The 683-nt window shown below is 36.0% G+C and carries 2 protein-coding genes; both read right to left on the bottom strand.

What is annotated here, in order from left to right; translation table 11 throughout:
* Nucleotides 1-332, bottom strand: a 332-nt coding sequence (locus DNJ75_RS15100) for a hypothetical protein (RefSeq protein WP_157968425.1), incomplete at its 3' end; no start/stop codon positions are given.
* 9 nt (nt 333-341) lie between these two features.
* Nucleotides 342-683 (bottom strand): hypothetical protein (locus tag DNJ75_RS15095; RefSeq protein WP_157968424.1); only part of this gene is annotated, 342 nt, incomplete at its 5' end.

The following is a 683-nucleotide window of genomic DNA, read 5'->3' as shown; positions in this document are numbered from 1 at the left end:
ATGATCAAGTGCTTAAGGTTAATGTTGCCAGATTTAAAATATTTCCTGATCAAAGGCATATTGCAGTCATCTGAATATTTTTCTGCCAGGAAATCACATAGTATGACTTCTGATGGTTGAATATTAGATTCAAAATAATCGACAATCCGTTGCTGTCTTTGCGTCTCAGGTTTAGCAATCAATTCCTCCTGATCTTCAATATCATCGCCATCATCATAAAATGCAAAACCATATTCCTCTAGCTTTTTCTTTACCTCTTCAGGGCTTTTGCATTTATTGGTTTCAGACAATATCTCATCGAATTTCTTATTATCATTATTCTGGTTTTTCATGGGTATGCCTTATTGAATTTTTAACCATTTCACTGCACGCGCTTTGCCTTCACTTTTGACGACATTATCGTCTCTTAGCTTATAAAGCTGAGACCTTATCTGTTGATCGGTTAAATCTGACAGATGGTTTTTTAAATCTGCAAACGTAAACTCATTTGGCATTTCCTGCAATATCGCCTTTTTAACCTTTAGCCACAGTGGCGTTGACTTTGTAGTACGCGTTTTAGCAACTGCTGTTGCAATAGCATCATTGGTTGGGTCATTATGTTTTTTGAGTACTGCTTCAAAGAACCTTAAGGACCAGTGATTTGCTTCTTTTCTATTACCTGCATAAATAATCGGTAAATTAGG

Source organism: Cysteiniphilum litorale, from assembly GCF_003428165.1.
GTDB lineage: Bacteria > Pseudomonadota > Gammaproteobacteria > Francisellales > Francisellaceae > Caedibacter > Caedibacter litoralis.
Note: the sequence above shows the minus strand (reverse complement) of the source record. Positions and strands in the feature narration are given on the sequence as shown.